Annotated in this window: 1 rRNA gene; it reads right to left on the minus strand. The window is 53.4% G+C overall.

From position 1 onward, the window contains the following. Positions 1-903: ribosomal RNA gene (locus AC3WJF_RS23055) — 23S ribosomal RNA — on the minus strand; the annotation flags it as partial.

The following is a 903-nucleotide window of genomic DNA, read 5'->3' on the forward strand; positions in this document are numbered from 1 at the left end:
TTCAAAGGCTCCTACCTATCCTGTACAAGCTGTACCAAAATTCAATATCAGGCTGCAGTAAAGCTCCACGGGGTCTTTCCGTCCTGTCGCGGGTAACCTGCATCTTCACAGGTACTATAATTTCACCGAGTCTCTCGTTGAGACAGTGCCCAGATCGTTACGCCTTTCGTGCGGGTCAGAACTTACCTGACAAGGAATTTCGCTACCTTAGGACCGTTATAGTTACGGCCGCCGTTTACTGGGGCTTCAATTCAGAGCTTCGCCTTGCGGCTAACCCCTCCTCTTAACCTTCCAGCACCGGGCAGGCGTCAGCCCCTATACTTCGCCTTGCGGCTTCGCAGAGACCTGTGTTTTTGCTAAACAGTCGCCTGGGCCTATTCACTGCGGCTCTCTCGGGCTTGCACCCTACCAGAGCACCCCTTCTCCCGAAGTTACGGGGTCATTTTGCCGAGTTCCTTAACGAGAGTTCTCTCGCTCACCTTAGGATTCTCTCCTCGCCTACCTGTGTCGGTTTGCGGTACGGGCACCTTTCACCTCACTAGAGGATTTTCTTGGCAGTGTGGAATCAGGAACTTCGGTACTATATTTCCCTCGCTATCACAGCTCCGCCTTTACGGTCACGGGATTTGCCTCGTGACCAGCCTAACTGCTTAGACGCACATATCCAATAGTGCGCTTACCCTATCCTCCTGCGTCCCCCCATCGTTCAAACGGTGAAGAGGTGGTACAGGAATATCAACCTGTTGTCCATCGCCTACGCCTTTCGGCCTCGGCTTAGGTCCCGACTAACCCTGAGCGGACGAGCCTTCCTCAGGAAACCTTAGGCATTCGGTGGAAGGGATTCTCACCCTTCTTTCGCTACTCATACCGGCATTCTCACTTCTAAGCGCTCCACCAGTCCTT

Source organism: Heyndrickxia sp. FW510-T9 (genome assembly GCF_058781025.1).